Raw genomic sequence first — 26,892 nt, 5'->3', positions numbered from 1 at the left:
CATGACCTTGATCGGCTCGGCGTTTCTCGCCCTCTGGAACGACATCGAAGGCGTGCGCGAAGCGGAGTATGACCTTTGGCACACCGTCGAACACGTGCCGCAACGCGTCGGCGTGCCGGGCTTCCTCTCCGGGCGACGTTATCGTGCGAGTTCCGGTGCAATGCACTACTTCACGCTGTACGACGTGACCGAGGCGGCCGTCTTCGAATCGCACGATTACCTGTCGCTCGTCAACCATCCGACTGCCTGGTCCCGCGCCATGCGTCCGTCGTTCCGCAACGTCGTCCGGGCCGTATGCCGGAACCAATACAGCGCGGGCCACGGCGTCGGCGGCGCACTCGCGTGCGTGCGCATCGCATCCGGCAACGCACCGGACAACGACGTCTCGCGAGGTCGTGCGCTCGGCGTCGCATGTCATTCGCTCGAAGGCGTCACCGCCGTGCATTTCGGTGAACGCATCGATAACGCGGCGCCGATCTTCGACGCGTGGCAGATGGGCACGCCGCCCGGGTACGTGCTGCTGCTCGAGGCTGCACACGAATCGTCGCTGCTGGCGCAGCTGGCCGACGTCGAGGCGCAACTCGGATGCGCGTTCGGCGCCGACCGAATCATGTCATCGGACCTCTACGATCTGTGCTATACCGTGTGAAATCGGCCCGGACCGCCAGCTCGCCCAGCTTCCTTTCCCGCAATAGAACCAAGGATCCAGAGTGAAAGCATTGCAAAAGACAGCGCCTGCGTTCGGTCTCGAATGGCGCGACGTCCCGTCGCCGACGATCGATGCGCCTGACGATGTGATCGTCGAAGTGGCCGCTGCCGGTGTGTGCGGCAGCGACCTGCACATCTACGACTGGACGGGAGGCTATGACTTCGTGACGCCCGCGATGCCAGTGACGATCGGCCATGAGTTCGCCGGAGTCGTGGTCGCGCACGGATGCGATGCCGGCCCTCTTGCGCTCGGACAGCGCGTGGTCGTGATTCCGTCGGTCGAATGCAACGCCTGCCGTCCCTGCGTGGCCGGTCATCCCGACGACTGTCAGGACCGGCGAGGCATCGGCATGCTGCGCGACGGTGCGTTCGCGCAATTCGTGAAGGTGCCGGCCCGCAACTGCCTGCCGTTGCCGGATGGCTTCGACCTGTCGGTCGCGGCGCTGTGCGAACCGCTATCGATCGCGCTAAGCGCCGTGGACACTGGCGACGTGGGCACTGGCGACACGGTTCTCGTTCTCGGCCCCGGCAGCATCGGCCAAGCCATCGCGCTGCTCGCCGAACAGCGTGGCGCACAGGTCGTTGTCGCCGGCTACGATGACGAACAGCGACTTGCCGGCGTACGTGAGCTCGGCATCGAGCGAACCGTCGACCTCAAGCACCAGTCGCCGCGCGACGCCGCTGCACTGGTCGACAGCGACGCGTTCGATATCGTGATCGACGCGGCCGGAGTGCAGTCGGCCGTCGACAGCGGCCTCGCCGTGCTGCGCGCATCTGGCGTGATGGTGCTATGCGGAATTCACGCCAATCGCGTCACCTTCGACGGCGCGCGCTTCGTCCGGATGCGTCATCAGATTCGCGGCACCTATCGGGCCACGCGCCGGACTTGGCGGAACGTGGTCGATTTTGTGATCGCCAATGAGGCTCGCCTCGCTCGACTCATCTCGCATCGTTTGCCGTTGTCCGATGCGCTCGTGTCGTTCGATCTCGCCAAATCCAAAGTCGTCGGAAAAATTATGTTGATTCCGTGATGGCCGCACCGAGGCAGTTTCACATCGATCTCGGCGTTGCCTGGCCCCCAGTGCGAATTCGCGCAAAGAACCCCTGCATGTCAAAACTTATTCAAGAGCATTTCACTGAGTTGCCGCAACAGGCAATTCGATTAACACAATTGTATATAGCGAATTTTCTGGCGTAGGAGCAAAGTTTAAAGGTCGCGCCCGACACGCAGACACGGACGGTACCATGGTTTGATGTTCCTTTTAGAGTCGTTAGAGGGGCTGAAATTGGCCCTACGTGTCGAGTGACCTTGCCCCTGTTTCACGAATCCCATAGCTGAAGCCATCAGGCCGCTTGCTCACGCTGAGCAGCGGCCCAATTCTTCTCAAACGACATGGGGCTGACGTAGCCCAGTGTCGAATGTAGTCGGCAGGCATTGTAGAAACCAAGCCAGTCGACGGTTTCATCCATCGCAGCACGCCGCGTCGCGAAGTGCCGACCGTGCAGTCGTGCGACCTTCAGCGAACCCCACAGGCTTTCGGTCGGCGCATTATCCCAACAATCGCCTCGCCGGCTCATCGACGAGGCATGTCGTACGCCTTGAGCGTGCCCTGGAAGAGCCCGCTGCAATACTGATTGCCACGGTCGCTATGCACAATCACGCCGGCTTCTGGGCGACGCCGGAACCATGCCATGCGTAGTGCGTCTGTGACCAGTTCAGCCCTCATATGCGGCTGCATCGACCAACCCAGCACCTGTCGGCTGAACAGGTCGATTGTGACGGCCAGATACAGCCAGCCTTCGGACGTCGCCACACACGTGATGTCGCTCGTCCACACCTTATTCGGCGCTGTCGCCGTGAAATTGCGCTCCAACAGGTTCGGCGCGACCGGCAGGTTGTGGTTCGAGTTCGTCGTCCCGATGTACCTGCGCTCGTGCCGTGCGCGGATATCATGCCGCGCCATCAGTTTGCGAACTCGCTCCTTGCCAACGCGTACGCTGCGCGCAACCAGATCTTTCCACATGCGCGGCCAGCCGTATTCGCCCTTGACCTGCGCGTGAATCGCCTTGATGTGCGCCAGCAGTGCGTCGTTGCTCACGCGGCCTGGGTGAGGCTTGTTCTGAGCGACACGTTGCCGTCGCTGATGAAAGCCGCTGGGGCTCACATCGAGTACTTCGCATAACACCGAAATTGGCCAGTGACGGCAATTGCGTTCGATGAACGCGTACTTCACGTCGAGTCCTTCGCGAGGTACGCGAACATAATTTTATAGGTAAAACGCAATACGCCAACCACGACCGTGCGCATCACGACGTCACATGCGGCGCACTCACCATTCGCTTCTGACGGCGTAGCGCCAACGGAAAACCCGCCCGGCGTGACCCGGGCGGGCGTTCCCGTCAAGACCAGGGTCGTTCAGAACCGCGTACTGAACCCGATCCGCGCGACCGACTGCAGCGCGCCGCTCGACGCGCCGTTCGCATCCATCACGCCGTTGATCTGCGCGTTGCTGCCGCGGCTCGCGCGCTGTTGCACGCCCGCGACATACACCATCGTGCGTTTCGACAGCCTATACTGGACGGCGGCCACGAACTGGTGCGCATGCGCGTTATCGAGCGTGTCGTTGCCCTTCATATACGTGTAGCTCGCGCCGATCACCCAGACCGGCGACGGATGCCACGCCGCACCGGCCTCCGCCGACCACGCGCCCGCGCCGTTCCACGCGTTGTGCACGGTCGTGAAAAGCGCCTTCGCCGTGACCGCGCCGAGCGTGTAGTGCGCGCCTGCGCCCCAGTTGCGCACGGTGGTGGCCGGCAGCCCGCCTGCCGCGCTGTACTTCTGGTTCGTATAGGCCGCGCCCGCGCCGAAGGGGCCGTTGTCGTAGCTCGCGCCGACGCTGACCGTATTGTCTGCGCCGACTGACCCCGCGACATTGCCAAAGCCGTACAGCGTGCCGAAGGTCAGTCCCGAGATCGACACGCTCGTGTACTTCACCGAATTCGCGACGCGGTTGCTGCCCGCGACGCGATCCCAGTCGAAGGCGCCGGTGGGGTTGTTCGGCAGCGCGAGCTTGTCGAACGGCCCGTTGCGAAAGCCGTACAGCCCGGCCAGATCCTGCGCGACCTCATTGCCGCTCGCGGCCAGCGCGTCCACCATGAACTCGTACTGGTTGCCGAGCGTCAGCGTGCCGTAGCGGTCGTTCTGCAGCCCGACATAGGCCGTGCGTGCGAACAGCCCGCAGCCGATCATCGAGCCGTTCGCGAGCGAGAATTGATTGACGAGCCGGAAAATCGCGCGCGTGCCGGCGCCGAGATCTTCCTTGCCCTCGAAGCCGAGCAGGTTCGGGAAGAATATGTTGTCGTCGAATTTCGCGTTGCCATGGCCGCCTTCGTTGCTGACATAGCTAATGCCGACATCCAGCAGCCCGAACATCGTCACGCTGCTCTGCGCGAACGACGCGGCCGGAATCGTGCAGGCCGCGAGGGCCAGCAGGGTCTTTTTCGTCATCTCCAAAGTGCTCCTCACATGTTTCCGGTCGCGCCGGGATATTTTAATGGGACTACTGATTAATATGAAGATAGGGAATTGTTCAGCTGCCGATTCGGTCGTGCCGGGAACGGAACCGGATCGCGCGCGCGGGTACCTGCTCAGCGCATGCACTGATACCCGCGCGCGCCGCGCCGCTAGACCGTCGAATACCCGCCGTCCACCGGCACGATTGCACCGGTGACGAACGACGCGCCGGGCGAGCATGACGCGAGGTTGACGATGCTGCCGCCGTTCACCGACAGCGCGGGCAGCGCAGCGTCGGACGCCCGCATGACCGACGTCAGGTTCACGTTCAGCACGCGCTCGAACTGGTCCATCCGGTACTCGTCGGCGTGCCGGCTGATGCCCACGTCGTTGGCGAGTGCGTCGACGCGCGGCAGCGCGCGGATCCTGCGCGTCAACGCTTCGCTGTCGGTCACGTGGAACTCCACGCAGCAGATGCCCGGATGCACCGGCGCATGCGGGTCGGCAGCCTCGAGCGCGACGACCGAGGCGCCCGCTTCCGCGAAACGCCACACGGTGCGCGCGCCGATGCCCGACGTGCCACCCGTCACGACGTCGGTTTTGCCGTCAAACGAGCAGGGGCGGCTCATGTTCGATACTCACGACGGTGTGAAGCGGGCGCGCATGCCGGCGTGACGGCGCAACCAGGATCTTGATCTGTGCGCGATCGGCGAGCAGTGCGTCGAAGCCGTCGGCGACGGCGTCCTCGAGCGAGACGGTGCGCGTGACGATCGGCGTCAGATCGAGCGCGCCGGTCCCGATCAGCCGCAGCAGGTCTTCGTACACGTGCCGGTAGCCAACGCTCGCCGTGAAGGTCAACTCGTCGTTGACTGCACGGAACGCGTCGAAGCCCGCGTGCGGCATCAGGCCAACCATCACGAGGCGGCCGCCCTTGCGCAGCCCCTGCATCGCCGCCTCGAACGTTGCCGGCAGGCCGGCCGCCTCGAAGCTCACGTTGACGCCGAGCCCGCCTGCCGCTTCGCGGATCGCGTCGCGCAGCACCGGCGCGTCGAGCGAGCGCGCGTCGAACGCGTGCGTCGCGCCGAGGCGTACGGCCGCGGCGAGCCGCTCGGGCGACACGTCGACCGCGACGATGGTCGTCGCACCCTGCAGCTTCGCGAGCATGATCAGCAGCAGGCCGATCGGCCCGAGCCCGAACACCGCGCAGGTGTCCCCGAGCCGCAGTTCGCCGCGTCGCAGCGCGTGCAGCGCAACGGCGGCCGGCTCCATTACCGCGGCCTGTTCGAGGCTCACGCCGTCGGGCAGGCGATGCAGCATGTAGGCGGGCACGACCGCGAAGTCGGCCATCCCGCCGTCGCCCATCAGCCCGGCGAAGCCCATCGACACGCACAGGTTGTACGACCCCGCGCGGCAGTACGCGCACTGGCTGCAGCGATACTCGGGCTCGACCGCGACGCGGTCGCCCGCGCGCAGCGCCGTCACGCCTGCGCCAACCTCGACGACGGTGCCGCAGAACTCGTGGCCGAGCGTCAGCGGCGCGGTGCGGCGCGACAGCGGATGCGGCGCGTCGACCGGAATCGCGTGCGGGCCGTCCGCGTATTCGTGCAGGTCGCTGCCGCAGATGCCGCAATACGCGACCGCGATGCGCACGTCGCCGGGGCCGACGCGGGGCGTGTCGATTTCCACGAGACGGACGTCGCGCGGGCCATGCCATTGAAGTGCGCGCATGTCAGCGTCCTCCGAGGTTTTGCGTATCGAGGCGGCCGGCCGCGGCGCCTGCGAGCGCGCGCTTGCGCAGCACGGCCGGCGCGGTTTCGACGAGGCCGAACGACAGCACGCACGCGAGGATCGCGCCGGTGGTCGACGTCCACATCGCGCATTGCAGGCCGTACCTGTCCGCCGCGAAGCCGGCGACGGTCGGCGCGACGAAGCCGCCGATCAGCTCGCCGGCGCCCATGATCAGCCCGAGCGCGCTCGCGATCGCGCGCGGCGGCACCGTTTCGGCCGGGATCGTCGCCATGAACAGCGTGAAGCAGCCGAGGCCCGTGTACGTGACGAACACCAGCGCGCCGAGCGCCCAGACGGAGCCGACGTGGATCAGCACGACCGGGCACATGGCCGCGATCAGCGCGAACACGATCATCGTCGGCTTGCGGCCGATCCGGTCGGAGATCGCCGGCACCGCGAAGCCCCAGAACACCCACGCGGCGCCGAGGCAGGTCATCACGACGCCCATGTCGGACGGCGACAGGTGGCGGCTTTCCACGAGGAACACCGGCGCGAACGAGATGATCACGACGAACCACGTGAGGAAGCAGCAGCTGATCAGCACGCAGAGCAGGATGTTGCGCTCCTTCAGCAGCGCCCAGCGGCTGACCGCCGCGCCGCCGGCGGCCGGGACTGCGGTGGTATCGGCCTGCGCGTGGCGCACGCCGCCGGGCGGCACTTCGCGCACCCAGCGCCAGATGCAGAACGCGATCAGGAAGCCCGGAATGCACGACACGTAGAACGCCTCGCGCCAACCGTACGCGGTGGCGATGCCGATCACGACCGGCGGGCCGATCATCGCGCCGAGCAGGCCGGCGGCCGAGCCCTGCAGCAGGCCCATGTTCAGCCCGCGGCGGCTCGGCGTCGAGCTCTCTACCATCAGCGATTGCGACAGCGGCAACACCGGGCCTTCGGCGATGCCCATCAGCGCGCGAAACGCGATCAGGCTCGCGAAGCCGCCGACAAGGCCCGACAGCGCCGAACACACGGAAAAGCCGAGTACGGCCGCGATCAGCAGCGGCTTGCGGGTGCCGCGCGCGTCGGACCACGCGCCCGTGGCGGCGCCCGACAGCGCCCACGTGAGCGCGAGCGCGGACGACACCATGCCGAGCTGCGTGTTCGTCAGATGCAGTTCGGCCGACATGAATGGAAACAGGAACGACAGCGCGAGGCGGTCGAAGAACACGAAGCCGAACGTCATGAACAGGATCAGCAGCAACCTGTTCTCGTACGTCCAGGCGGGTCGGGAGGAGGAAGGGGAAGTCATCGTGAGCCTCGCCGCGCGTCAGCGGAACAACTTCTCGATCGCTTGCGCGCCGAGGCCGACCTTCTCGTAATGCGCCTTGCACATCGCGATGTACGAGTGCACGTCGAAGTAGCCGTCGGGATTGCCTTCGTCGTCGAGCCAGATCAGCGGGCCTTTGACGATGAAGAACGCGCGCATCGGCTCGGGGTGATCGAACGCGACGAGCGTGTGCCCTTCGCCCGGCGTCTCGTACACGAAATCGCCGCGCGTCGCGGTCCATTCGTGTTCCAGGTAGCCCCATTTCCCGGACAGCGTGTACGCGAACACCTCGTGCGGGTGATAGTGCCGGTTCACGAGCCCGGCTTCCTTCGCCATCAGGATGTCGCACCATTTGTTCTGCGACGGCGAGATCCACAGCGGCCGCGACGAAACCGTTTCGGTAAACGGAACGTAATAGCGCTCGTCTTCGGTGGCGGCGTTCGGGATGTAGGCTTCCGGTAGCGCATCGGGCTTGAACGGATTGGCAATCGGCGCGATGTTTTGCCAGAATTCTGTTACGGCTTTGTCGACCACGTCAGTCTCCTTTTGTGTAGATATCGTGGGCTCGACTTTAGCCAGATGCTGCCCGCCGCTCTTGATTGCGCGGGACGGATTGTTTGACCCGACAGGACATTTCGCCACACCAACAACGAGATGAACCATTCCCCTAGTGTGTCACTCCTACGGCAGGCGCCAGCAGGAGGCAACGTGACGAATTCGGCCGTTTTTTCATGCATGCGCGGTTCGACAGCCGGTGTACCGGCGAGCGAGCGGATGGCGTACTGGGAGGCGATATGCGCAGCGACCCTGGTCGGCCTGCGCTGCTCGTCGTTGTCTCCATCCGGCCTTGAAGTGGAGAAAACGGGTATTGCACTGCCGGGCCTCGGCATTGCCGACATCAGCGGCCAAGATCACCTGATTGAGCGCAGTCCCGCGATGGTGCGGCAGTGGCCGAAGGAGTCGCTGTTTGCGTGCCAGATCGTGAGCGGCCGCGCGTATTTCATCCAGCGTGACCGCTGTCTGCTCGCGGAAGCCGGCGACGTGGTCGTCTATGACACCCGCGTGCCCTATGTATTCGGGTTCCTGACGCCGATGCGGCAGTTGCTGATCGACATCCCGATCACCACGTTCGACGACCGCTTCGAAGCGGAGCTGGCGGCGCTGCCGCTGCAGATCGCGCCGAATCCGGGCGCAGGCGCGATGCTCGGCGCGACGCTGCGCGCGAGCATCGAGCGGTTCATGAGGGATCCGGTCGAACACGACGCCGCGCGCTTCGCCGAACATACGCGCACGCTGGTCGCGGCGCTCATCGACGCGGAAGTAAACGGCGCGGGCGCATCGCGCGCGTCGCTGTCATACCTGCTGACCGCGAAGCAGTACATCGCGACGCATCTCGGCGAGCAGGAACTCAGGCCGCAGGCGGTTGCCGATGCGGTCGGGCTGTCGTTGCGGCACCTCAGCCGGCTCTTTGCCGCCGAAGGCGACTCGATCACGCAGCACATCTGGTCCGAGCGGCTGGCGCGCGCGCACCGCGAGCTGATCGATACTCGCCTGCGCAAGGCGAGCATCGGCGAGATCGCGTTTCGCTGGGGTTTTTCGAGCCAGGCGCACTTCAGCCGCGCGATTCGCGAACGGTATGGCGCGTCGCCCGTGTCGCTGCGCGACGCAGCCGACGCTGCTCCGTCCTGATCAAGATCCGTTCCGAACATCCCGTCCGCACGAAGTAACGGCGTAGATCGTGCGGCGTCACCGATTTCTTGCCCGTTCGGTCTTTCAATTCCTTCAAGACAGGCGCAGGCAGGCAATGCGAGATTCGCGCAAATATCTTGGTCAATGTCTCGGTCGACAGCGGCAACCGCGATAGCCGCGCTCGCGCACCATCTCGGACAGACGACTGCTCGACCACAAAGCGCTCCTGTTTTACCTGCCTGCCTACAGTCCCGAACTCAACAAGATCGAGTTCGTCTGGAGGCAATTGAAGTATCGATGGCGCCGCTTCGTCAAGTGGACCAAGTAAACCATCGACCTTGAACTCGCAGACCTGTTGTGCGTCTACAGCTCCGCCTTCCAAACGAATTTTTCGTGAAAACATACGTCGGCGTTTCGTCCGTGAGCATTGCGTGTCTCGCCTGTTTCGAAAACGTGCGCGCCTGCAATGACCCGCACAATCCTGGTGTGCAAACGATCGTAAGCCGAATGAACCGACGCCGCTCTCACCAATCGGCAGCCACTCGACCAAAACTAAAGCGCTCTGCTCGCGTGATCGCTTCCCGCGCAGGATCCAACGTCTCAGAACATCACCCTTAATCCCGCCATTAACGCGAGCTGGCGATTCGAATTGCTGTTCACGAGGTTCGGAATCTGGGCGAAATTTGCCGTGCCGCCAGTCGCAGGGTTGATGCCCAATCCCTGCCCTGAGGCCACCTGCCCGATCGCGACGCCGTACAGTGCAGTGCGCTTCGACAGCGCGTAGGTCGCGCCCAGGTTGACCTGATGGAAGCGTGTCGAACCGCCGCCTTCCACGTGCACATTGTTGAAGATGTACGCAGCCCCAAGCGTCCAAGCCGGCGTCAGGTTGTATGTGGTGTTCAACTCGGCAATATCGAAAGTCACGTCTGCTCCGTCAGGACGTGCGCTGCTCGCGAAGTACGCGCTTTTTTCGAGCCTCGTGCGCGTATAGACGAGCGCGACCTCCGCCTCACCTAACGTAACTGATGCACCAACACCTACCGCCTTCATGGTGCGGGCATTCTGCAGATTGCAGTACATCGCCGCCGCGTTGCTACAGGCAAAGTCGCCAATGTAGCCAGAGGTGCCGCCCAGCGCGGCATCGAGCGGATTGTTGAGAGCGAGATAACCGGCACTCACCGATACGGGTCCATGGGTATAGGCTGCGGCAAGTGCATAGCCGCGTCGTGCGCTGAAGTCGCCGGCCTGACCGCCCAGACTGAACGTGCCGCCGAAAGTGAACCCGCTGAAGTCGACGCTCGTGAACTTCACGGCGTTGTTCATGTTGAACGCTTCGTTGAGGTTATCGACGTCACCGAAGTGCGACCCGTAGAGCGTCGACCACGCGTTGCTCGACGCATAAACGCCGAGGAAGTCGGAGTACGAATCGTATTGCCGCCCGAGACTGAGGGTGCCATACCGATCGCCTCGTATTCCGACCCATGCCTGGCGACTGAAGAGCGCGCCGTTCTGCAGCATTGCACCGTTTCCGGTCAGGAACTGGTTCTCGAGCGCAAACGTCGCTTTAAAGCCTCCTCCCAGATCGTCGGTACCCATGAGCCCCCATCTGGACGGCATCAGATAGCCGCCTCCAAGTTGCACCGCATGCCCGCCGTGCACGGCGCCGCTCGCGTCGGTAACCTGTTGGCTGGTCGAATACAGCATCCCTGCATCCACCGATCCATACAGCGTCACGCTGCTTTGCGCGTGTGCCTCGTGAACCGCCGCGCCGAACAGCATGGCGCACACGGTGGCATGTCTCGCTTTACCTTTCACTTCCTACCTCCTGTGCTTTCTCGAATCCTGTGGCCCGAATGAACTTCGCTCTCCAGTGCGACGAACTGCGGGCAAAGCCAATCCCGCTGAGCGGCGCAGAGCGCCCTCCTCTGGCGTGTATGGAGGGGAACGAATCAGTCGCGACGCGGTGGCTTAGAGTCGCGAATTGCCCAGTGCGTCGAACGCGCGTGGATTGCGCGTCTTAAGCCGGCGGGCAGAGACGATTCCGGCGATCGCGAAAACCGGCAACAACACGGTGAGTCCATACGAGAGCCCGACGCTTGCGCCCGTCAGAACCGGGAAGTTGACGATGGCGAGCACGAGTACACCGAGGAGCGCAATACCCGAAAAAACCGGTAACAAGAAGACGCGCAACGCGCCTTCCTCTCGTTGGGGCGTCCGCGTGAAGAACCGAAGCACGGCCGCAGAAGACAGCACCATCAAGGCGATGATGCAAAGCGTCGCAAGATTCGTGAGCCACGAGAACAGCGTGAGCACGGGGTCCGACTTGCCGACGATGAACGCGATGATGACACACGCGGCAATGACGGTCTGAAGTACCGAGCCAACGTGTGGGCTGCGGTGCGAGACATGCGTGTGCCCGAGCGATGCCGGCAACAAGCCTTCGCGCCCGCTTGCATAGAAGTAGCGCGCCGCCGAATTGTGGAAGGCGAGAAGACCCGCGTAAACGCTCGTGATGAATAGCACGCTCATAGCGTCGGTCAATGCGCGGTTGGCGTAGTGATCGGACAGCGAATAGAGGAACGTTGTCGGGTCAGAGAGTCCGTTCAGGGTTTTGACGATCTCGTCGGCGCCCGCGCCGATCACCATACACCACAGCGAGAACGCGTAGAAGCCGCCGATTAGCAACACCGAGATATACGTTGCAAGCGGTACGGTGCGGCGCGGATCTTTCGCCTCTTCGCTATAGATCGTGGTGGCCTCGAAGCCGACGAAGCTGGCAAAGCAGAACAGGAATCCGATAGCCGGTGTACCGCTCAGGAATACGTGCGGCGTGAACGTCGCAAAGGTGATGCCGTGTGCGCCGCCCGACTTGAGGATCGCCACATCGAGAATCAGGACGACAATGTATTCGCCGAACACGAGCAGCGACAGCAGCTTCGCCGACAGGTCGATTTGACGATAGCCGAGCACCGCTATGCTAGCCAACGCGACGAGCGAACATACCCACCACGGCACGGTAATGCCGAGACGCGCGGACAAGAAGGCGGACGCCACCGCTCCAAACATTCCGTAAAGCCCGATCTGCATCGTGTTGTAGCCGAGCAGCGCGAGAAACGCCGCGGCACCGCCCGCGGTCCCGCCCAGCCCGCGAGCCGTGAAGGCATAGAACCCGCCGGCGTTCGTGACATAGCGCGACATCGCCGTGTAGCCCGCGGCGAACATCAGCAGGATCAGCACGGTCGCAATGAGCAGCGTCGGTGTGCCGGCTCCGTTGCCCAGCATGATGCCAAGGGGGAAGCCGCCCGCAATCGCGACGAGCGGGCCCGCCGCCGAGATGACGAAGAAAACGATGAAGCCGAGGCCGAGCGCGCCCTTGCGTAGCTCGGTCGAAGGTGTAGGGTCCATTGCGACACTCATTTGATTCGCTCCCGATGGAATTTCCTGCCTGCTGTCGTGGTACACGGCACCGAGACCCCTCGTCTCCGGTCCGACTGGACCGGACGGTAGCCCGCCGTATCGATGGAAATGTATGAAGCCAAAAGTCGAGTCTGGCAGCACAGATTGGCAAGACGTCCCATGCCTGGGGTTTACGCGTTCCCGTGACGGCGGGCTCCGTCATGACGTAGCGTGATCGGGTAAGCGATAAGCGGGGCGGGACGCGACACGGCACCGCGCCGCGCCGGACGCAATCTTGATTAATGGACAAGCCGGGATCATGCAGCGCACAGCACCGGGAGCGCTTCGACGTGCGCGCGGCGCACCGTGTCAATTCTTTCTCGGCGTCTGCGAGGGCAATTCGCCGAAGAGGTCGCGGTACTCACGCGCGAAGTAGCTGAGATGCGTGAACCCCCATCGGGCGGCGGCATCGCCGATCAGCAATTCGCCCGCCGCTGTCGAGCGCAACAGCTGGCGAACAGCGTTGAGACGGATGGAGCGTAGGTATCCGACCGGAGTGACATTCGCGACGCGCTGAAAGCTCGTCTGAAGCGTGCGCCGGCTACAGCGCAGATGGCGGCACAAATCGAGCACCGTGAGAGGGTCGTCGGCCTGGTCCTGGATCAGGCGTTCGCAACGCCGCACGATTTCACTGTAGGTGCTGTGCGTCAGGTCGCGCGTCTCGTCGGTGGCGGCCTCGAGAAGACCGAGCATGACGCTCACCACCTCATCCTGAAAAAGTCGGGTAGCCGATGGGTTGACGAAACCGGCGGGATTGCGTGCCGCGGCCTCGAAATAGCGCGTCAGACCCTCGCGCAGAACGGCAACGCGCTCGCCGGACACGGGCAGCACATGCTTTCTCAACTGACGTACGGCGGCGTCGCCGACCGTGATTCCGACGAGTTCTTCCATCGTTCCGGCCGCCAGGCCGACGACGGCGTAGTGCATCGACTCTGGGGTGTAGAGGCGAAACTCCTCGTGCGGGCCGAGCGCCATGAGGGCGTAGCCATCGACACGCTGCCCCTGGAACGTGCCTTGCATGGGCGCGCTTAGTGGCACGGCTATATACGAGAGGCCGTTCGGCGAGACGCCCGATTGCACAACCCGCCGGTTGGTCGCTTCCAGGAAGAACTGGAAGCCAGGGCTGTTCACCTGGAACAGCGAGCCTTCAAAGCGGCCGGGCGTGAGCTGGCGATAAACCTGCTCCCAACCGTCGACGGCATGCGATAGATCGTGGGCGTCGGCGAGGGCGGCAATCCGAAATTCCATCATCCTCTCCTGCGAAACATCAAGCGTCGTGCCCGATCAAAATACCGATTGCGACAAGGTCCCCGGATCTTTCGTACCGCCAATGCCGACGCGCTTCAATGCGCAATGCAGACCGATTTCGTTTCGGTGAAACCCTCGATCGCATATCGACCAAACTCGCGCCCGATGCCGGACTGCTTGTAACCGCCAAACGGCATGCCGGGATCGTGCGGCACATGGCAATTCACCCACAGAGTAGCGGCCTCGATCTGTGGAACGAGGCTCATCGCCGTGCGCAGGTCGTTGGTCCATAGGCTCGCGGCAAGACCGTATGGGCTGTCGTTCGCAAGACGCAAGGCTTCGGCCGGGTCATCGAACGGCGCGAGCGCCAGTGCGGGCCCGAACACTTCGTCGCTCATGATAGCGGCGTCGGGCGGGACATCGACGATCACGGCGGGCCGCACGTCGTAGCCGGGCGCATCGACGTGCGTGCCGCTTGCCAAAAACTGTAGCCCCTCTCCACGAGCGCGCGCAAGGTGATCTTCTACACGCGCGCGGTGGTGCGCGGAAACCAGCGGATTGATCTGCGCGGACGGGTCGAGGCCGGGGCCCATCATCATAGCATTGGCGCTGTCGGCCAGTCCCTCGACCACCTTCCAGTATTTGCTGCGATGCACATAGATGCGCGACACCGCCGCGCACACCTGTCCCTGGTTCAGAAGCCCACCCGCGAGCACACCCTGCACCGTCTGGTCGACGTCGATGTCGGCCAGCATCACCGCCGGATTCTTGCCGCCCAGTTCGAGCGAAAAGCGCGTCATGTTTTGCACGGCTGCGGTGCCGACCCGCTTGCCGGTGGGCGTCGAACCGGCAAACGAAATCTTGTTGACGCCGGGATGCGCGGCAAGCGTGGCGCCGCATTCGGCGCCACCTGTCACCAAGTTGAATGCGCCCGGCCCAATGCCCGCGTCGATGGCCAGTTAGACCAGCCGCAACGCCGTGAGCGGCGTCTCGGGCGACGGTTTGTGACGACTGAGCACCCGGCCGCGAGTGAGGGAACCAGCCTCCAGACTGCAATCATCACCGGAAAATTCCACGGCACGATACCGGCTACCACGCCCACAGGCTCGTGCCGCGTGAGCGCGGTATAGCGCGCGCCCGGCGGAAACGGTATCGACACGTCGAGCGTCTCGCCCACAATCTTCGTTGCCCATCCCGCCATATAACGGACGTACTCGAGCGTGGCGCCCACGTCGATCGCACGAGCAACATTGATCGACTTGCCCTGGTTAAGGGTCTCCAGTTGCGCGAGTTCCTCGGCATGCGCCTCCAGCACATCGGCGAAACGCAGCAAGATTCGCTCGCGGTCCGCGGGCCGCAGCCCGCACCACACGCGCGCTTCGAACGCGGCGCGAGCGCTGGCGACGGCTCTGTCCACATCGGTTGCGTCGGCATCCGGAACTGTGGTCAGCACATCGCCCGTCGCGGGATCGAATACCTTCGACCGGCGCGGCGAATGTGCTGGGCAAATGGCGCCGTCGACGAAAAGGCCGTGTTCCTGTGCGACAAATGCATGGACCGCATCGCACAAGACGACTTTCGCATCACTGGTCATATCGTTGCGCTCTCGACTCTGGGGTGAATTGGCCTGCCCGGCGTACGTGCGGCTTACGGCGTTCGCGGACCGGACACCGATCGCTGCCCCGTGACTCTAAAGAGCCGGCACGACGCGCGTTAGCGCAAATCGGCAGATGCGTGGGAAGTGCAGGTAAACCGCGACGGGCCGCGCTCCGGCACGAGTGACTCACCTGCCTGCTCGGCCAGCGGGCCACACGCAGCGTTCAAACGTGCGGTGCCCACGAAACAGCCGGCACGGCAATAACACCGAGTCCGCCGCGTTCACCTGCATGAGCAGGACGAACCGTGCGCCGTCGTCGTGGGCCACGATGGCGCAACTCGCATGCACCAGCCCGCTGTGAAAACGCGGATCGACAGCCGGCACTTCGATTTCGTCGTGCAAATCGTCGCAGCGTGCACCTTCTACGACATTCCAGCTATCCGGCAACCGCAACAAAACGTCCGCAACGTCTTCCTCGGGAGAGATCACGGCGGCGAGCGCGCCGGGGCAGAGCCTGAACCACTCCGGCACGCCAGCAGGCTTGACCGCCACCGCGGTCACCGCGTAGAGCAGCAATGCGACTCCCCCCGGCCAGCGGCCGGTTGCCGGTACGAGATGGGGGCCATTGCGCGCGAAGCAGAAATGCCGGCCATCGCAGCGGGCTTCGTCAAAGGAACAGCACGCCGACCAATTCGGTGCGACTCGATACGCCGAGTTTGCGGAACATGCGCAACAGGTGCGTCTTGACCGTGGGCTGGGCGAGCGCCAAACCTCGCGCAATCTGCTTGTTTGAGAGCCCGTTGCGCACCAGCCGCGCGACCTGTTCTTCGCGATGCGTGAGACGCGCCGCGCGTTCCGCCGCCTCGGGCTCGGCCTGGGAGAGACGCAGCGCAGACTCGCGGCGCAGCCTGGACGTCAGTGCGACTTCGAGCAACGGCGCAAGCGCATTCGCGCTGTCCACCTCCGTTCGGGAAAAGGGCGCTTCGGGCGCGAAGCGCGGCAGCGAAAATGCGCCGATCACATGATCATCGGCTCGCAAGAGTACTTCCATCACGTCGACCACGTGATGAGGCCGCAAGAAGCGCTGCCAATAGACAGATTTGCTGCGCACCGTCTCTGGCAGTTCACCGGCGAGCGTGAGCACGCTGGCTTGCTGCTGGACACAGCGCGATGGATGTAACGGGTCGAGCAGGCAATAGCGCTGCAGATAGGTGCGATGCATACCCTCCGCCAGGCCGAACAGTTCGAATCCCGATGGCTGGCGATCGCGGTCGATCCGATAGAACACTGTCGCGCCTGGCCGCACCAGTCTGGCGAGTGCGGCCACAACGGCTTCGAGCGCATGATCCTCGCGCTTGGCGCGCTGCACAGCGGGGTAGCGGCGAATACCGGGGTCACCGATCATGAGATCTCCTTCATGAGCCAGTCGAGCCTTTGCCCGACCGATAGTAGTGACCCAAGCCCGAAGCCGTGAGCCTTAATCGGCAAATCCCCTTCCATTCGCCAACGGATTGCCTCGCGCCGCGGCGGGTTTCGCGGGCCGGAGCGCACGCCGGCCGCCTTGCCGACCGGTCAGTACGACGTGTTCATTCGGGATGCCGTGTGACGTTGAGCACCCGTGCGTGCGCGCCGACGGGGAAATTCGAGAGCGCGTCGAAGCGGCTGCCGTGATAGCCGAAGATCTTGCCGTCGGTCTTCATGCGTTCGAGGTCGATCATCACGACGCCGAGCGTCGGCACAATCTTCTCGCGCCAGATGAACAGATACAGCGCGGTGTCGATACCGATCGTATGGCAACGGTCAACATCGCCCAACCCTGCCTCCACGCCAGAGAGACATTGCCACGCGTAGAAGTTGTCGTTCAGATAGATGTGCTCGTAGCGCTCGGTCGCGCTGTAGATATACAGGTTGCGCATGCCGATCAACTCCGTCGTCGGCGCATGGAGCGCGGCGCCGTGGGCGCCGGCATCGGCGCCGATTCGGCCATGAAGTATCTGCGCCTGCACGCCCGTCAGCTCCATTCCGCGCTCAACGCGCGTGAACGCGTCGATCCGCGTTTCTCTTTCGCCTGGCAGCACACCCACGACGACGGTGCAAAGCTGTTTGTTCAGGTCCAGCACATAGCTGGTGCCGGACGCTCGCGGTTGGCCGTCCGCATCCACGAGCGGCTCGTCGGCGCCGATGTAATCGACGAAGTAGATGCCTGCGCGCAGCGAGGTCACGCGGCACGCGTGCCGCTCGCGCGGTTGTGCCGGTCGCCTGGCCCCTGCCGGGACTCGTTCGACCTCCACCGATTCAGCGGTATCGAAATGCAGCGTGTCGACGCCTCCATCTGCGAAGGTCAACACCAGTGTGCGTCCTTCGAGATCGCCGACGGTCGCAAGAATGTGGCTATTGGGCGCAAAGCCGTCGGCGAGCGCGCCGACCTGGATGAATGCGGGTTGGGACGTCATGATGAAGCGGGCTCCTGTGGGACGAAGGCTGAACACGCACCGCCCATTGAACGGTGGCACATGCATCCACTCTACAGACGCGGCGCCGCGCACGGCATCGACCAGAAGGATGACAACGGCTGCAACACACCGTCGATGCAGCAACGAAACGGCGCTCTTGTATCCCGGGAAAAGCGCATTGCCAACTTAGTTGTTTGCCCAAGGTCGCCAGTGACCCTCGCCGACGGCCCGAAAATCCTTGCAGGTCAACTCACTACTGCCCTCTAAGTTCACCAGTCCCCTTTCCAGTCCAACGTTTCAGCGCTCTACGGAAGTTGGCGGTATCGGTGAATCCAACTAACATCGCGACATCATCCGTACTTAGTTTCGTGGTCTTCAGATACTCGATGGCGAGTGAACATCTGACGTCGTCGACAATGGCGACAAACGAAGCTCCTTCGGCCTCAAGCTTCCGCCTCAATGTGCGCGTGGTCATTTTTAGTGCACTAGCGACGGCTTCCATACCAGGAAATACGCCAGGTTTTCCCATCAACACCTGATAGACCTCTCCCGACACCCCGGTGGACGTCTTTGCCTGCCCGATAAGTCTGTCGCATGTTTCCTGAATCAGTGCCGCGGAATGCCGGTGCGCGAGATGGGGCTTAATGTCGAGTACGGAAGCGTCGTAGATGAGCTCGCACTTGTCCGCATCGAACTCGCAAGGACACCCCAGGTACTCGGAATAGACAGCGGCATACTCCGGTGCAGGATATGAGAAGCGGGCAAGCACTGGAGGACAACTACGGCCAACGACGTCCTGAAGATGGGTTACGTGCTGCGTATACTGTTGCTCGAGAAGGAACTGCTGCACCTCGTGCGCTAAGTTCGATGAAAATGCATCCGGAAAGGTCCATACCGAGCTATCGGGGCGCTCCGTCCATTCGATGGTGAGGGTCGGCGTCGCAAGCCGATGATATTTGACGCCAAGTCGAAAATAGTCCCGCAGCGATAGGCACGACATAAGCGCGTAGCCGTACATTCCATACGCCGCAAGATGGAGGCGCGCCCCCGTTTTGAATGGGGTGCCCGGGTCGCAGGAGAGTGCGACGGCATTTTTGCATACCGCGGCGTACTGGCGGACCGATGTCAGAACCGACGCATCGTAGATTTCCTCAGCAGATACGCCGCTCCCCTTCAAACTGTCTTCCGGAGCAATCCCTTGCTCGGCGAGGACCTCTACTAGGGCCGCCATCTTGTACGGAGCATAAATTCGCTCATTCATCAGAGGAAAACGAGGCGGCATGTTGACTCCTTCGACGTCACGCGAGGACATCTGCTTGTCCGAAAATGACCTTCCATGGTCCTTGGTATCTTACTACCATCGATGAGACAACAGGCAAGTCGCATTGGAATTTGCGACCCGTACAAACCTCGGAGACACGCATGTCAGCCCCTCATCGCTTTCCTTTCACTCTCCTTCTACACGTCCTCGCGTACGCAGGAGCCTGGGGCTGAACTCCCCACTCTCGATCGCAGGTAAATTTGCCGTGCCGCCCGTACGACAGAAAATTGCCACCGGTCTGACGTTCAACAATCAATACGTACTTCTTATGTAATGTGGTCGGAACCGCACGATTGCGTTCGATGGCGGTGTACATCCAGCTACGATAGACGGGAAATGGAAATGAGCAACTCCAGCAGCAAAGTCATCATCACGTGTGCCATCACGGGTTCGGCCCATGTGCCGTCGATGTCCGAATATCTACCGCTTACAACCGCGGACATCAAGGATCAAGCGCTGGAGGCAGCGGAAGCTGGCGCGGCGATACTTCACCTTCACGCGCGTAATCCGGGAGACGGTCGACCGACACCGTCCCCTGACGTGTTCCGCGAGTTCGTGCCTGCTATCGCTGCAGAAACGGATGCCGTAATCAACATCTCGACGGGTGGCAGTACGCGGATGACGCTTGATGAGCGTCTCGCGTACGCTCGTGTAGCGAAGCCCGAAATGTGCTCGCTGAACATGGGTTCGATGAATTTCTCACTTCATCCGATCGCAGCGAAGATGTCATCTTGGCGGTTCGACTGGGAAAAGGAATACATCGAGGGGATGGAGGACATGATTTTCCGGAACACCTTCCGGGACATCAAAAACATTCTGACGGAATTTCACGAATACGGTACCCGATTTGAATTCGAGTGTTATGACGTTGGCCACTTATACAACCTGGTGCACTTCATCGACATCGGCCTGATTAAGCCCCCCTTCTTCATTCAGTCGGTCCTGGGAATTCTAGGGGGAATTGGACCGGACCCCGAAAACCTCGCTCTCATGCGTTCCACGGCCGATCGTCTTTTTGGACGCGAAAACTATCAGTTTTCCGTCCTCGGCGCCGGGCGTCATCAAATGTCTCTGGTCACCATGGGCGCAATCATGGGTGGAAACGTCCGCGTCGGATTGGAAGACAGCGTCTACCTGTCACGTGGCGTCAAGGCGAAATCAAACGCCGAACAGGTCCGCAAGATTCGGCGAATCCTCGAGGAACTTTCTTTCGAAATTGCAACGCCTGCGGAAGCGCGGCAAATGCTCGGTCTGAAAGGACGACACAACGTATCGATCTAAATCGTGAGCAGTTCGGCTCGTCACGAGCCGACACGACCTATTTCCTACCGCCTCGGTATTTGCGTATCAGATCTACGCGAAACACAAGAAAAAGAGGCGAGCACTATATATCTTGGAGACGTCATGCCCCCCTCAACCGGTGACCTTAGCTTGGGAGAGATACATCGCCTTGCGACCCGCAAGGTCATGTGGAGACTCGTCCCGCTGATGTGCGGAATCTACTTTTTGTCCTTTATTGATCGTACAAATGTTGCGTTGGCCAAATCGGCGCTGGCAGCGGACCTTGGCATCAGCGCTGCCGCATATGGACTTGGAGCGGGTATCTTCTTTATCAGTTATGCGCTGCTCGAAGTTCCGAGCAATCTCGCTGCGCACCGCTTGGGACCGCGCCTGTGGATCGCGCGAATTGCTGTGACGTGGGGCACATTGTCGACCGCAATGATGTTCGTGCGGGGAGAGTGGTCGTTTTACGTCCTTCGTATCCTGCTGGGTGCCGCCGAAGCGGGCCTTTTCCCTGCGCTCATGTACATGGTGACGCTATGGTTTGCGCCCAAGGACCGGGCCGTTGCAGTCGGCTGGATCTATACGGCTCCATCGATCGCACTCGTCGTCGGAAATCCTCTCGGCGCGGCTCTAATGCAACTCAGCGGCATCGGCGGCCTTCGCGGCTGGCAATGGATGTTTTTGCTCGAGGGTCTGCCCACCATTGTGCTGGGCGCAGTACTGTTCTTCAAGCTTCCTAATCGACCGTCTGAAGTTGCGTGGCTGTCGGAAAAGGAAGCTCAGGCGCTGGAAGCTGACGCGGTAATAGACGCGCATGGACACGCAGAATTGACTAGCTCCGACTGGTTCTCGGCACTGAAGCGTCCGACGACGGTCCTCATTGCGCTGATCTACTTCTTGAATCAGGTAGCGTTCGTTGGTCTGTATTTCTTTACCCCGTCAATCGTCGCACAGATGCACGTGAGCTCGCCGGTTGTTACAGGCATGTTGTCGAGCACCGTGGGTTTCGGGTTTCTCCTTGGTGTCCTGACGCTTCCGCGTATTCATAGCCACGTGAGCAACGAGTGCGGGTTTCTTGGCGCCCTGACCGCCGGCGTCGTCGTAAGCGCGTGTGCGTTCATCTTTTCCAGTAATCAGGTAGCGCAAATCACGCTTCTTGGCATAACAGGTTTTTTTGCTGGTGGCGTTCTGCCGTCCTACTGGGCCGTTGCGATGAAGCGACTGCAGGGTGTACAAGCAGCGGCCGGCCTGGCCTTCATCAACACGGTCGGTTTGTTGGGCGGATTCGTAGGACCATACCTTTTCGGCCTTGCAGAGACGGTGACAGGCAGAAGCGACTCCGGTTTCACCGTCATCTTGTGTGCTTCCGCGCTTGGGCTGTTTCTGGTACCCCTCCTCGCGAAGGCGATTCGGGCCGCAGACCAGCCCATTAGTAACACGCGGGAAATGCAAAAAGCTGAAGTATCCGGAGGAGACTAATGAATCCACTTAATGGCTTTACGATCGAGGCCGCTGCAATTCAGACAATAGGACGCGACCTGCGCCGACCGGAATGCATACTGGCGCAGCGTGACGGTTCGCTCGTGGTCGCGGACGCCCGGGGCGGCATCATGCACATCGATGCCGCGGGTGAGCAGCGACTCGTCCTGCCCGCCAGTGCAGGCGCCCCCGTCGCGGGCGATGGTTTGACGAGCGGGTCATTGCCAAACGGCTTAGCCCTCGACGTCGACGGCAACTTTGTGATTGCCAACATCGGGACGGATCGCGTCGAACTGCTCATGCGCACGGGCGAATTGCACGTTCTGCTCGACCAAATTGACGGCAAACCGCTGGGGAAAGTCAACTTTGCCCTGCGAGACAGCAAGAACCGCCTTTGGATCACGGTCTCGACCCGGGTCAGCCCGTGGCCAGACGCCATTCGCTCCAATCTTGCCGACGGATATATCGTCCTCATCGACGCGCATGGTCCTAGGATTGTCGCGGACGGACTCGCATTCACAAACGAAATCAGATTCGATGCCACGGAAGAGTTTCTGTATGTGGCCGAGACCACGGCAAAAAGGGTTAGCCGCTTTCGCGTTCTCACCAACGGCGAACTTGGTCCCAGAGAGACCTATGGGCCCAGTCAGCTCGGACCCGGTCTCATTGACGGTCTCGCCTTCGACGCGTATGGAAATCTGTGGTGCGCAATGATATTCGCCGACCGCCTCGTTGCAATCATGCCGACAGGTGACATCCATACGGTAATGGACGATGGCGACAAGGACGCGACTGCTCGCTTTGAGGCAGCCTTCGCGACGGGCGAGGTTGTGCCCATGAGCGTCATCGAGGAAACGGGCGGGACGATTGCTCCGTGGATCACCAGCGTGACATTTGGCGGACCCGACCTCAAAACAGTTTTTCTGGGCAGCCTCAAACGTGAATCGATTCCCTATTTCTCGTCTCCGGTTGCGGGCTTGCCGATGGTTCATTGGTAAACCGACGCCCCCCTTTGATCCAGCAATGGAAACCATTTTTCCTGTAACGACATGAACACTTTTGAACTGTTGAAACCCCAGCCGGGATTACGCGTTCTCGTCTCGGGCGGTGCGGCTGGAATCGGAGCAGCGATCGCCGATGCCTTCGCCCAATCTGAGGCAACCGTCTATGTTTGCGATGTCGATCGTTCGGCAATCTCGAAAACCGAAAAGCGAAATCCACGCCTTTACACGGGCGTGGCCGATGTGAGCGATCGCGTTCAAGTCGATGCGATCATGGACGATGTCAGCTCAAAGCTTGGGGGGCTCGATATCCTGATCAACAATGCGGGCATCGCCGGCCCGACCGGCGATATCGGTTCCATACAACCAGACGACTGGGAGCGAACAATCGCAACCAATCTCAACAGCCAGTATTACTTCCTTCACAAGGCCGTGCCGTTGATGAAAGCGACGTCAAGCGCCCCATCAATCGTCGCGATGTCGTCCGTTGCTGGGCGGCTGGGCTATGCATACCGAACGCCGTACGCGGCGACAAAATGGGCCATCGTGGGGCTCGTCAAGTCATTGGCCGTTGAACTGGGGCCCAGCAACATCCGGGTCAATGCCATCTTGCCCGGCGTTGTCCAGGGGGAGCGCATGGATCGCGTGATTGCCGCAAGAGCCCAATCAACCGGTGTGACGCTTGAGGAGATGGAGGCACAATATCTCGCCAAAATCTCACTACGCCGAATGGTCACGGTGGATGACATCGCAGCTATGGCGCTCTTTCTTGCGTCGCCCGCAGCGCGGAACATCTCCGGGCAAGCCATTAGCGTTGACGGCAATGTCGAGTATCTTTGACGCGTCAACACGCTACGGCAGACTGCTGCGCCGCCATCTCCTGGGTGGCGGCGGTGGTTGACTGACAGGTACGACAATAGGAATCCATCCTTACCGTCCTAAATAGACTCTTCGTAGTCCGAAATTGACCTTACATTAGCCCGCTCCCAAAACTATCATCAACAGCATGCTGCTTCGTGCGCCGAGTAAGAATTTGCCGTCTCGACGTTAGTTCGCGCAAACGGTTCGCCGCGTCAGTCGATATTTCCCAAAAGGGCGACGACCCGTATTTCGCGTTGCAGACAGCTACGACGGGAACGGTCGAAAATTCAACCATTTCCGCCGTGGTTACAACATGATTTACTTAGAAGGACGAATGACAAATGAGACTGAATGGGAAGGTGACCATCATCACCGGTGCTGGCCAAGGAATCGGGGCCGCGACGGCGTTGAAATTCGCTAAGGAGGGAGCAACTGTTGTCTTATGCGATCTCAACGCAGACGCGGTAGCTTCAGTTGTGGAGGACTGCCGCAAGGTGGGTGCGACCGCTATCGGATTTTCCGTCAACGTTTCGAATCGTGAATCGGTCGACGAGATGGTGGCGTCAGTGCTTGCGCAGTTCGGCCGAATTGATGTGCTTGTAAACAATGCCGGTATCACGCGTGACGCTCGTCTTCAGAAAATGACGCTCGAGCAGTTCGATCAGGTCATCGATGTGAATTTGCGTGGTGTATTTCATGCCACGCAGGCCGTGATCGACTGCATGCTCGAACAACGATCAGGCGTAGTACTCAACGCAAGCTCGGTCGTTGGAATCTACGGAAATTATGGGCAGACAAACTACGCTGCTGCAAAGTTTGGCGTCATTGGATTCACCAAGACCTGGAGTCGCGAACTCGGACCAAAGGGCATCCGAGTCAACGCCGTCGCGCCGGGATTTGTCGAAACGCCTATCCTTTCTACAGTCCCGGATGACGTGTTAGAAAAGATGCGCAGCCAGGTTCCGTTGCGCCGTCTAGGCAAGCCAGCGGAAATTGCCAATATCTATGCCTTCCTCGCGAGCGATGAGGCCAGCTACATCAACGGCGCCGTCATCGAGGCGTCCGGAGGTATGACGCTTTGACAAGCTAGGCCTGTACTAACGCGCATTGCCCTCGTGCCGAGACCCAACCATACCGGCATGCCGCTACCTTCGGTGACGTCAACCGCAGGTACGTCATGCCGGGGCGCCAAGTCTGTTCAACGGCGCCGAGGCACGAGCAATGACCGCCGATGTGCCAGAGCGGCACACGACCACCTTCTTCAGTTGCGCGCTCTCGTCCTGAAGCTGCTTGAGCTGCCGCACCTGGTCCGTCTGCAAACCGGCGTACACCTTCTCCCGGCGATAGAAGGTTTGCTCCGAAATGCCCAAGTGACGAATCAGCTCCGCTACCGGCATCCCTGCTTCCGCCTGTTTCAACACCGCCACTATCTGCTCGACACTGAAGCGCTTGCGTTTCATCGTACGGCTCCTTTCTTACTGGAAACGTCCGCCGAAAACTCGCTTACATCATGGCACTGTTTACTGGGGGCCGCTCAATGGTCAGGGAGGCCTTCGCGCCGAGCAAGACGGTCTCGATGGTGGTTCGCCTGCACGGCGTGAATCCGAATCAGTTGTTCCATTGGCGCAAGCTCTATCACGACGGCAGCCTCTCAGCGGTAAGTGCCGGTGAGGAAGTTGTGCCGGCCCCGGAATTGGCCGTCCCGCTCAAGCAAATCAAGGAGCTGCAACGGCTGCTGGGCAAGAATGGTATGGACGCCTCCTCATCGCATAATGAGGAGGCGTTCAACCAGGAGAACGCAAGTGGAACCGACGGTCGTAGGCGTCGACATCGCCAAGCGGCTCTTCCAACTGCACTGGATCGCTGCGGACACCGGCGAGATGTTCGACAAGCAACTGCGCCGCAGCGATTTTCTCGAGCACTTCGCCAATCGTGAGCCCTGTCTCATTGGCATGGAGGCATGCGGCGGCTCACAGCACTGGGCACGCCGTCTCACGGAGCTCGGCCACCAGGTCAAATTGATGCCAGGCAAACTGGTCAAAGCGTTCGTGTCAGGAAACAAAAACGATGTCGCCGCCGCTCGCGCAATCTGGGCGGCAGCACGATATCCAGGCGCGAAAGCCGTCCCGGTGAAGACCGAGGCCCAGCAAGCGGTTCTGGCACTGCATCGTATTCGACAGCAACTTGTTATATTTCGACGCTCTCGACCTAACTGTCTGAGAGGCTTGCTCGGCGAGTACGGAGAGGTCATGGGCGTGGGACGCGCAGCAATGAATTGGACCGGCCAGAGTTGAGACGGCTTCGAGTTTCGGTGCGACAACGGCGAACCGCTGAGAGTGACGTTTGCATTGGACTGCTGCGACCGCGAAGCGATGAGCTGGGCGGCGACGACCGGCGGCTACAGCGGGAACATCGTGCGTGACGTGATGCTCGAGGCCGTCGAACGTCGCTTTGGCGACGCCCCGAAGGCGCCAGCGGAGATCGAATGGCTTACGGATAACGGCTCGGGCTACATTGCCGAGAAGACACGCACCGTCGCTGCCGACATCGGCCTGAAGCCATTGACGACGCCGGTGTGCAGCCCACAAAGTAACGCCATGGCGGAGAGCTTCGGGAAGAAGATGAAACGCGACTACGTGACCTTCATGCCGAAGCCCGACGCGGCGACGGCCGTACGCAATCTCGCCATCGTCTTTGAGCATTACAACGAGCAGCATCCACATAGCGCCTTGAAATATCGCTCTCCGCGTGAGTTCAGGCGAACTATGGTCAGGGAGGGAGTCTGATGCAACCTGATGTGCTACTTCGCCTTCGGCTCAGAACCACGGCCGAGCGAGGACGATATGGGCCGGTGTTCGTAAATCCGGGTACGCACTTCGGTTGCCCCCTGGTCATCGAGGGTCGGCACTTCGACTGTCGCTGGCTGCTGGAAGGTCGACTTCTCGAACTTGGTCACAAACACGATGTACCGGTAAAGTTTCTGTCCTTCGCCCCGGTTGCCCCACTTCTCGCTGTCGGCAAGGAAATCCAGATGTGGGAGGGCAAGGTCTTCGCAGATGGCGTCATTACGGACATCTGTCGAACACCTGATTCGCAATATTGACAAGTTTGTTCTAGCGCGTGTCCGGAGATACAGGGGCAACTCCACTGGCTTTCTGTAACAATAAGGACTACGTTTAAATAGGTGATTACTTAGATAAAGAGCATCGGCCAATCGGTCCAGGTTGCT

The 26,892-nt window shown here is 61.5% G+C and carries 21 protein-coding genes and 5 pseudogenes; 11 read left to right on the top strand and 15 right to left on the bottom strand.

Translation table 11 applies throughout. The annotated features are described in order from the left end of the window. Window position 1 precedes the first annotated feature (1 nt). Both DIE08_RS31005 and DIE08_RS31000 read left to right on the top strand, forming a co-directional pair. Window positions 2–649, top strand: a complete 648-nt coding sequence (locus DIE08_RS31005; RefSeq protein ID WP_124905421.1) for a hypothetical protein — start codon at window positions 2–4, stop codon at window positions 647–649. A gap of 145 nt (window positions 650–794) precedes the next feature. Continuing rightward, on the top strand, window positions 795–1,739 hold the full coding sequence (locus DIE08_RS31000; RefSeq protein ID WP_185715921.1) for a zinc-binding dehydrogenase: 945 nt from the start codon (window positions 795–797) through the stop codon (window positions 1,737–1,739). Window positions 1,740–2,052: 313 nt separating this feature from the next. Here the strand turns inward: DIE08_RS31000 and DIE08_RS30995 are convergent. From DIE08_RS30995 to DIE08_RS30970, 6 genes and pseudogenes are all read right to left on the bottom strand, one after another. Further along, a pseudogene (locus tag DIE08_RS30995) lies at window positions 2,053–2,954 on the bottom strand (IS3 family transposase); the annotation flags it as partial. Window positions 2,955–3,124: 170 nt separating this feature from the next. After that, the gene (locus DIE08_RS30990; protein ID WP_124905417.1) at window positions 3,125–4,216 is read right to left on the bottom strand and encodes a porin; all 1,092 of its coding nucleotides are present in this window, start codon (window positions 4,214–4,216) and stop codon (window positions 3,125–3,127) included. Between the two features lie 176 nt (window positions 4,217–4,392). Beyond that, entirely contained in the window at window positions 4,393–4,851 is a 459-nt protein-coding gene (locus DIE08_RS30985) for an SDR family NAD(P)-dependent oxidoreductase (RefSeq protein ID WP_124905415.1), read from the bottom strand. Further along, complete coding sequence (locus tag DIE08_RS30980) at window positions 4,829–5,950, bottom strand: 2,3-butanediol dehydrogenase (protein ID WP_124905413.1); 1,122 nt, start codon at window positions 5,948–5,950, stop codon at window positions 4,829–4,831. Before DIE08_RS30980 ends, DIE08_RS30985 begins: the two co-directional genes overlap by 23 nt. Before the next feature lies 1 nt (window position 5,951). Then, window positions 5,952–7,256: an MFS transporter gene (locus DIE08_RS30975; protein WP_124905411.1), complete on the bottom strand. Its 1,305-nt coding sequence runs from the start codon at window positions 7,254–7,256 to the stop codon at window positions 5,952–5,954. Window positions 7,257–7,274: 18 nt separating this feature from the next. After that, complete coding sequence (locus tag DIE08_RS30970; protein WP_124905409.1) at window positions 7,275–7,808, bottom strand: 2,4'-dihydroxyacetophenone dioxygenase family protein; 534 nt, start codon at window positions 7,806–7,808, stop codon at window positions 7,275–7,277. A gap of 174 nt (window positions 7,809–7,982) precedes the next feature. On the opposite strand from DIE08_RS30970, the gene DIE08_RS30965 reads away from it, so the two are divergent. Both DIE08_RS30965 and DIE08_RS36775 read left to right on the top strand, forming a co-directional pair. Then, window positions 7,983–8,963 carry a helix-turn-helix domain-containing protein gene (locus DIE08_RS30965; RefSeq protein WP_124905407.1) on the top strand — a complete coding sequence of 327 codons (981 nt, stop codon included), beginning with the start codon at window positions 7,983–7,985 and terminating at the stop codon, window positions 8,961–8,963. 190 nt (window positions 8,964–9,153) lie between these two features. After that, window positions 9,154–9,291 carry a transposase gene (locus DIE08_RS36775; protein WP_124905469.1) on the top strand — a complete coding sequence of 46 codons (138 nt, stop codon included), beginning with the start codon at window positions 9,154–9,156 and terminating at the stop codon, window positions 9,289–9,291. Between the two features lie 272 nt (window positions 9,292–9,563). On the opposite strand, the gene DIE08_RS30950 is transcribed toward DIE08_RS36775, so the two are convergent. From DIE08_RS30950 to DIE08_RS30915, 8 genes and pseudogenes are all read right to left on the bottom strand, one after another. Further along, window positions 9,564–10,742, bottom strand: a complete 1,179-nt coding sequence (locus DIE08_RS30950; protein ID WP_124905467.1) for a porin — start codon at window positions 10,740–10,742, stop codon at window positions 9,564–9,566. 189 nt (window positions 10,743–10,931) lie between these two features. After that, on the bottom strand, window positions 10,932–12,380 hold the full coding sequence (locus DIE08_RS30945; protein WP_124905405.1) for an APC family permease: 1,449 nt from the start codon (window positions 12,378–12,380) through the stop codon (window positions 10,932–10,934). Window positions 12,381–12,728: 348 nt separating this feature from the next. Further along, window positions 12,729–13,667 (bottom strand): helix-turn-helix domain-containing protein, encoded by a 939-nt coding sequence (locus tag DIE08_RS30940; protein WP_124905403.1) that lies wholly within the window; start codon window positions 13,665–13,667, stop codon window positions 12,729–12,731. A gap of 95 nt (window positions 13,668–13,762) precedes the next feature. Then, window positions 13,763–15,261, bottom strand: a pseudogene (locus DIE08_RS30935) (aldehyde dehydrogenase family protein). Window positions 15,262–15,450: 189 nt separating this feature from the next. Further along, the gene (locus DIE08_RS30930; RefSeq protein WP_124905401.1) at window positions 15,451–15,840 is read right to left on the bottom strand and encodes a hypothetical protein; all 390 of its coding nucleotides are present in this window, start codon (window positions 15,838–15,840) and stop codon (window positions 15,451–15,453) included. A 91-nt stretch (window positions 15,841–15,931) separates the two neighbouring features. Continuing rightward, window positions 15,932–16,669, bottom strand: coding sequence for a LuxR C-terminal-related transcriptional regulator (locus DIE08_RS30925; protein ID WP_124905399.1), 738 nt, complete (start codon window positions 16,667–16,669; stop codon window positions 15,932–15,934). Between the two features lie 181 nt (window positions 16,670–16,850). Next, on the bottom strand, window positions 16,851–17,717 hold the full coding sequence (locus DIE08_RS30920) for a MoaF C-terminal domain-containing protein (protein ID WP_124905465.1): 867 nt from the start codon (window positions 17,715–17,717) through the stop codon (window positions 16,851–16,853). 253 nt (window positions 17,718–17,970) lie between these two features. Then, complete coding sequence (locus DIE08_RS30915) at window positions 17,971–18,999, bottom strand: AraC family transcriptional regulator (RefSeq protein ID WP_124483540.1); 1,029 nt, start codon at window positions 18,997–18,999, stop codon at window positions 17,971–17,973. 381 nt (window positions 19,000–19,380) lie between these two features. Here DIE08_RS30915 and DIE08_RS30910 point away from each other — a divergent pair, with 381 nt between their 5' ends. The 5 genes from DIE08_RS30910 to fabG all read left to right on the top strand — a co-directional run bounded on the left by DIE08_RS30910 (window position 19,381) and on the right by fabG (window position 24,745). Further along, complete coding sequence (locus DIE08_RS30910) at window positions 19,381–20,319, top strand: 3-keto-5-aminohexanoate cleavage protein (protein ID WP_124483474.1); 939 nt, start codon at window positions 19,381–19,383, stop codon at window positions 20,317–20,319. 123 nt (window positions 20,320–20,442) lie between these two features. Continuing rightward, window positions 20,443–21,801, top strand: a complete 1,359-nt coding sequence (locus DIE08_RS30905) for an MFS transporter (RefSeq protein WP_124905397.1) — start codon at window positions 20,443–20,445, stop codon at window positions 21,799–21,801. Further along, window positions 21,801–22,799, top strand: a complete 999-nt coding sequence (locus tag DIE08_RS30900; protein WP_124483477.1) for an SMP-30/gluconolactonase/LRE family protein — start codon at window positions 21,801–21,803, stop codon at window positions 22,797–22,799. Before DIE08_RS30905 ends, DIE08_RS30900 begins: the two co-directional genes overlap by 1 nt. A gap of 51 nt (window positions 22,800–22,850) precedes the next feature. Further along, the gene (locus DIE08_RS30895; protein ID WP_124905395.1) at window positions 22,851–23,642 is read left to right on the top strand and encodes an SDR family oxidoreductase; all 792 of its coding nucleotides are present in this window, start codon (window positions 22,851–22,853) and stop codon (window positions 23,640–23,642) included. Window positions 23,643–24,004: 362 nt separating this feature from the next. Further along, window positions 24,005–24,745 carry a 3-oxoacyl-ACP reductase FabG gene (gene fabG / locus DIE08_RS30890; RefSeq protein ID WP_124905393.1) on the top strand — a complete coding sequence of 247 codons (741 nt, stop codon included), beginning with the start codon at window positions 24,005–24,007 and terminating at the stop codon, window positions 24,743–24,745. Window positions 24,746–24,913: 168 nt separating this feature from the next. On the opposite strand, the pseudogene DIE08_RS30885 reads toward fabG, so the two are convergent. Next, window positions 24,914–25,123 (bottom strand): annotated as a pseudogene (locus DIE08_RS30885) (transposase); the annotation flags it as partial. A gap of 50 nt (window positions 25,124–25,173) precedes the next feature. Between DIE08_RS30885 and DIE08_RS30880 the strand changes: the two are divergent. Next, window positions 25,174–25,417, top strand: a pseudogene (locus tag DIE08_RS30880) (transposase); the annotation flags it as partial. Between the two features lie 63 nt (window positions 25,418–25,480). Then, window positions 25,481–26,449, top strand: a pseudogene (locus tag DIE08_RS36770) (integrase core domain-containing protein); the annotation flags it as partial. Window positions 26,450–26,892 lie beyond the last annotated feature (443 nt).

This window comes from Burkholderia sp. Bp9004 (genome assembly GCF_003858025.1).
GTDB lineage: Bacteria > Pseudomonadota > Gammaproteobacteria > Burkholderiales > Burkholderiaceae > Burkholderia > Burkholderia diffusa.
Note: the sequence above shows the minus strand (reverse complement) of the source record. Positions and strands in the feature narration are given on the sequence as shown.